This window comes from Vicinamibacterales bacterium (genome assembly GCA_036012125.1).
Classification (GTDB): Bacteria; Acidobacteriota; Vicinamibacteria; order Vicinamibacterales; family UBA823; genus UBA11600.
Map to the genome: position 1 here is coordinate 1 of DASCOS010000032.1, position 5,603 is coordinate 5,603.

Annotated in this window: 6 protein-coding genes; 4 read left to right on the forward strand and 2 right to left on the reverse strand. The window is 55.5% G+C overall.

From position 1 onward, the window contains the following. The coding region (locus QGH09_09670; protein ID HJO18452.1) for a hypothetical protein at positions 1 to 341 on the forward strand (341 nt) is incomplete at its 5' end. Positions 342 to 377: 36 nt separating this feature from the next. Beyond that, a complete protein-coding gene (locus QGH09_09675; protein ID HJO18453.1) occupies positions 378 to 968 on the forward strand; it encodes a YqgE/AlgH family protein in 591 nt (196 codons plus the stop codon). Between the two features lie 40 nt (positions 969 to 1,008). On the opposite strand, the gene QGH09_09680 is transcribed toward QGH09_09675, so the two are convergent. Together QGH09_09680 and QGH09_09685 are read right to left on the reverse strand one after the other, a co-directional pair. Then, positions 1,009 to 2,409 (reverse strand): M20/M25/M40 family metallo-hydrolase, encoded by a 1,401-nt coding sequence (locus tag QGH09_09680; protein HJO18454.1) that lies wholly within the window; start codon positions 2,407 to 2,409, stop codon positions 1,009 to 1,011. Positions 2,410 to 2,453: 44 nt separating this feature from the next. Further along, entirely contained in the window at positions 2,454 to 2,696 is a 243-nt protein-coding gene (locus QGH09_09685) for a hypothetical protein (protein ID HJO18455.1), read from the reverse strand. Between the two features lie 200 nt (positions 2,697 to 2,896). Between QGH09_09685 and QGH09_09690 the strand changes: the two genes are divergently transcribed. Together QGH09_09690 and QGH09_09695 are read left to right on the forward strand one after the other, a co-directional pair. Next, entirely contained in the window at positions 2,897 to 4,741 is a 1,845-nt protein-coding gene (locus QGH09_09690; GenBank protein ID HJO18456.1) for an ABC transporter ATP-binding protein, read from the forward strand. Between the two features lie 97 nt (positions 4,742 to 4,838). Continuing rightward, positions 4,839 to 5,603 (forward strand): c-type cytochrome (locus tag QGH09_09695; protein ID HJO18457.1); only part of this gene is annotated, 765 nt, incomplete at its 3' end.

Below are 5,603 nucleotides of genomic sequence, written 5' to 3' on the forward strand. Positions count from 1 at the left end.
ATGTCTGTCCATGGAACAGTGCCCCGGCCAAGTCGGATGACGGTGCCTGGGCTCCACGCGCCATATTCGATAGGCCAAGTCTTACCGATCTCTGGACACGGTCGGATGCGGAGCTACGTGTGGCGATAAAGGGTTCTGCGCTGAAGCGAGCAGGTGTAAAACGGCTGCGCCGTAACCTTGCTGTCGCGCTAGGTAACAGTGGCGACGCAAAAGCCCGGGACGCTCTTGACCAAGCCATGAGCGGTGCCGAGACGGATGAGATACCCTCAGTGCGTGATCCAGTGGTCGCTGAGCACGTGGACTGGGCGCAGCGAAAGCTGGCCCTGGCGAGCCAAGGTTGATACGATTTTAGTCGTTGTCTCAGGGTAACGTTCCCCATGAGCAAACTTTCTGAGCAAGTAATGGAAGAAAGCGGTTCGCGAGACCATTCGTTGGCGCCGACGCTTCTGTTGTCGATGCCGCAACTCCTAGACCCAAATTTTGAGCGCTCCGTCATTCTTCTCTGTGAGCACGGCACTGAGGGTGCGTTCGGACTGGTGCTGAATCGTCCCACCGAGACCCCCGCCGCCGATGTCATCGGACTAAACCCGAAACCAAGTGAGCACAATGCGCTTCGCTTGTGGATTGGCGGCCCGATTGAGCCACAGCGAGGCTGGATTCTGCTTGGTGAAGGGCTAGGCGCATCCGAGGCTGTGCGGGTGTGTAACGGTGTCTACCTATCGGCTTCGGTTGACTTATTGCGCCGGCTACTCGAGGCAAAGGCTGATACGCCCGCTAGGTTACTGACGGGTTACGCTGGATGGGCCCCCGGACAGTTGGAGGCCGAGCTGGCGGCGTCATCGTGGCTCACGGTTGAGGTCGACCCCGACCTTGTTTTCAGCAGTGATCCCCATCAGATGTGGGAACAAGCACTACATGGGCTCGGTGCGGATCCGTCAGCACTACAGATGGGCCATGGTGTGCACTGAAAATGCCCAGAAGCGTTTCAAAATTCTTTCCGACAGACGATTAACGACCGAGCCTGTCAGGCAAATCCGCCACGACATAAGCCATCACCGCGATGGCTGCCACATTTTGCGCCACTTCAGTTGGGTCGATCTTGTCCATAGTGTCAGCAGGGGTGTGGTGGATTGTGAAGTAGTTCGAACGGTCAACGTCGAGTGACATGCTCGGGATGTTAGCCGCCCGGACACTGGGACCGATGTCGGCGCCTCCACCGTTTGGACCGACCCGATGGGCGTCGATGCCGCGGAGGAGCGACGCAATCGCTCCAACTGTTTCGCGCCCACGGGGGTTGCCGGTGAACAGGAATCCTCTCGGTCGGGATACTCCTGAATCGGACTCCAGCATCATGATGTGATCGGCAAGCTGCTTGTTATAGCGATCACGATAAGCGGTGGCGCCGCGAAGTCCGTTCTCCTCGTTCGTCCAGAGCACCACACGTAGTGTCCGGCGTGGCCTCAGTCCGAGTTGATTAATGATTCGCAGTGCCTCCCAAGTCACGATACAGCCACCACCATCGTCGGTAGAGCCAGTACCCACGTCCCACGAATCGATGTGGCCACCGACGACGACTACCTCGTCAGGCCGCTCCCATCCGAGAATTTCCCCGACCACGTTTGCTGATTCGGCGTCGGGAAGAAGGTGAGCGTTCATTTCTAGGTGTACCCAGCCGGGCGTTCCCCGGTCCTGCATCCGCTGTAATAGTTCTGCATCTTCAACGGTGATTGCCGCGGCGGGGATGCGTGGGTCTGTCTCAGTGTAGTTCACTGCACCAGTGTGTGGCGTCCGGGCTCCACGTGGTCCTACTGACCGGACCAGGCTGGCGACTGCTCCATGGCGAGCTGCACGCCATGCACCAGTCGTCCGGTAGCGTACTGTTTGGGTATACGTCGTAAAGGGCACGTTGTACACCACAATTTTTCCGTGCGCGCGGGAGTCCAATTCGTCAAAACTACCAACGACGAACGTCTCCGCTTCGATGCCGCCAGGTGGTGTGCCGATGCTGCCTCCCAACCCAAGCATCACGAGCTCTTGTTCGGTTGGTCGAATTACCTTAGCGTGTTCTTGGCCACGCACCCAATGAGGGACCATGACGGGTTCTAGGTGCACGTTCTCCAGTCCGTCCGCCCGCATCTTATTCGCTGCCCACTGGATTGCTTGCTCGAGCTGTGGGGAGCCACTGAGACGATGACCGAACAAGTCGCTCAATTCGGCCAGACGATCCCATGCGAACGTGTCAGCCATCGCTGCTCCGATGATTCGACTTGCGGGCTCACGATACGTATCGAGCCACGTTGGTTGGTCGGCTTGGCCGGTAGCAAGTGACGTCTTCCCTAGGCAGATACCGACTAGCAACACGGCAACTATCAGTGCTCCTTTGGCACGGAACGAAGAACGTATTGGCACTTATCTGCTCCTTTGCATGAGACTCTGGATGGGGAGGTGCGTGGCTAGCCTTTGCTCCGTCGAACTGACGTGACGGCACCCATAAGACATTCCAGCTTTATTGGATCGTCTGGTTCTAGGCCGGCCTCCATCGCTTCAGGGCCAACGCGAGCAGTGTGCACCGTCCCATTTGGGTCATCGGAGTCCGAAAAGTACACATCCCACGAGATTTGGCCGTGGATACTAATCGGCTGTACACGTCTGAGAATGGCTTGCCGTGTTCCCTTCAACTTCATTACTAAGATCATAACGCGCCTTCCAGCCCGCGAGTCCTACTTTCGTCGTTTCTTTCAAGTGAAGCAGTTCGACAGCGAAAGAGAATTGAGGGCTATTACGTCACGACTCCATGGATTCCAGGTAGGTTGGGTTTCCGATGATGGTCTCGAACTTCGGGAAGGACGCGATATCATGGTCGGGTGAAGTGTTCCTTTGAGCAATGGGTGTGCGGATGAGTAGTGGTTCGTCTCGGCAAGAGTCAGTGCGCGGTGCTTGGTTTGAAGCCCGCGAACTGATTTGGACATATCGGCATCGCCTCGCACTCGGGTTGACATTAATGTTGGTGAACCGGCTAGCCGGACTCGTTCTTCCAGCGTCATCGAAGTATCTCATTGACGAGGTGATTACAAATCAGCGGGGCGAGTTGCTCCTAACGATCGCCTTGGCGATAGGTGCGGCAGCGGTCGTCCAAGCCGTCACAACTTTTGCATTGTCTCAGGTACTTGGAGTTGCAGCCCAGCGTGCGATAACGGAGATGCGAAAACGCGTGCAACGTCATGTGACCCGACTTCCGATCAATTTCTTCGATTCGACAAAGACAGGCGTTCTAATTTCCAGAATTATGACTGACGCGGAAGGCATCAGGAATCTGGTGGGAACCGGTCTCGTGCAACTGAGTGGTGGATTGATTACAGCTGTGATCGCGCTTGGTGTGCTGTTCTATCTGAGTTGGGAGTTGACGTCAGTCACCTTGCTGATTCTACTGGCGTTCAGTGGCACGATGGCCGTGGCCTTTAAACGACTACGTCCGATTTTTCGCGAGCGAGGAAAAATTAATGCCGACGTTACCGGCCGATTGAACGAAACATTGGGTGGCATCCGCATCGTCAAGGCCTATACCGTTGAACGACGGGAGCAGCGAGTCTTCGCGGTCGGTGTCCATCGACTGCTTCGAAACGTGGCCAAAACGGTCACTGGAGTTTCAGCGATTGCTTCTGTTTCGATGTTGGTCATTGGGGCGATAGGCGTGCTTATGGTTCTGGTCGGCGGTCGAGCCATCCTAGCCGGAACCCTGACGCTCGGTGACTTTGTTGCTTACATCTTTTTCACGGGTCTAATGGCGGCGCCGCTGGTTCAAATTGCTTCTATTGGTACGCAGATCACCGAGGCGTTTGCCGGTCTCGATAGAATTCGTGAGATCCGTCAAATGGCGACCGAAGACCAGGAGGACGTGATGCGTCAACCTCTGCCCAAGGTGCACGGTGACGTCCATTGCGAGCATATATGGTTTGAGTACACGGAGGGAGTGCCTGTGCTTCGGGACGTGTCGTTTGAGGCTAAGGCTGGAACGACCACGGCCCTCGTGGGGTCCAGTGGGTCCGGCAAGAGCACGCTCATTAGTTTGGTAATGGCGTTCAATCGACCCAAGTCAGGGAGGGTTACCGTAGACGGCTTGGATTTGGCACTGCTGCGACTGCAGGATTATCGTAAGCACCTTGGTGTTGTCTTACAGGACAACTTCTTATTCGATGGCACCATAGCCGACAATATTCGGTTCGCTCGGTCCGATGCCTCCCTGGATGAGATCTGTGAAGTGAGCCGTATCGCACACTGCGACGAGTTCGTTAGCGAGTTCGAAAACGGTTATGACACGGTTGTCGGGGAGCGTGGTGTGAAACTCTCTGGTGGGCAACGGCAGCGAATTGCGATTGCCCGTGCGGTCTTGGCTGACCCGCGCATTCTTATCCTCGATGAGGCGACTTCTAGCCTCGACAGTGAGAGTGAAGGATTGATTCAAGATGGGCTACGCAGTCTTCGACATGGGCGCACAACGTTCGTCATAGCGCATCGCCTCTCTACGATCCAGAGCGCAGACCAGATTCTCGTGATCGAGGGTGGTGAGGTCAGTGAGCGCGGAAGTCACGAACAACTGTTGGCGCTCGATGGTCGTTACCGGCAACTCTATGAGAAACAGTACAAACTCGAGAAGGATCGGTTTATTAATCCTGGTGAGGACTTCACGCCAGAACTGCCGACCTACCCTGCGGCGCCTAGTCGCGGTTCTACGGTGATCTAAGTTACACCTGCTAAAAGTAAGACTGAGACTCAGTTTAGGAGTAAGTCTAGGCGTTGCGTCTGCGTCGCTGACTACCTATAGTGACCGAGTGCTAAATGTGGTCCGCCTGGTCACATTCGTGGTGATGTTGACACCTGTCGGAGTCATTGCCCAAATCCCTTCCACGTCCCACGAGATGTACACCGCATGGTGCGCAAGTTGTCACGCGGAAAACGGTACCGGCCAAGTTGACGTGCCCACTGTGACGGTCGAGCCAATGGACTTTACTGATTGTTCAGTAACAACGCCGGAACCAGACGCCGATTGGGAGCTAGTGATCGCACAAGGTGGTCCTGTGGCCGGACTGTCATCGCAAATGCCGGGATACGGCGATTCACTGAGCGGAGGTCAAATACATGCGCTTATTAGCTACATTCGTACATTTTGTTCGGAGCCTGGTTGGCCGCTTGGAAATGTGAATTTCTCGAGGCCGATCTTTACGGAAAAGGCGTTTCCTGAGAATGAAGTGGTCATCTTGCCATCAGTGTCGCACGGTGACGAAGAAAATGGTGGGCAGGGGGTAATTAAGGCAGTCTATGAACGTCGGTTCGGCACCCGGGGCCAGTTCGAAATTAGTGCGCCGTGGCAAATAAATGCCGTTGGTGGTCGCTCAACCGGTCTCAATGACGTCACGCTCGGAGCGAAGTATGTACTACATGCGAATTCAGCGTCGACACGAATTCTGAGTGGGGGAGTTGAGGTGAAAATACTCACTGGAACTAAAAACCAGGGTGATGGAGGTAACACAACAGCGTTAGAGCCGTATCTATTGGCCGGCTTTGCAGTCAGTGATTTTTCACTGCAGACCGAGTTGAAGATTGAG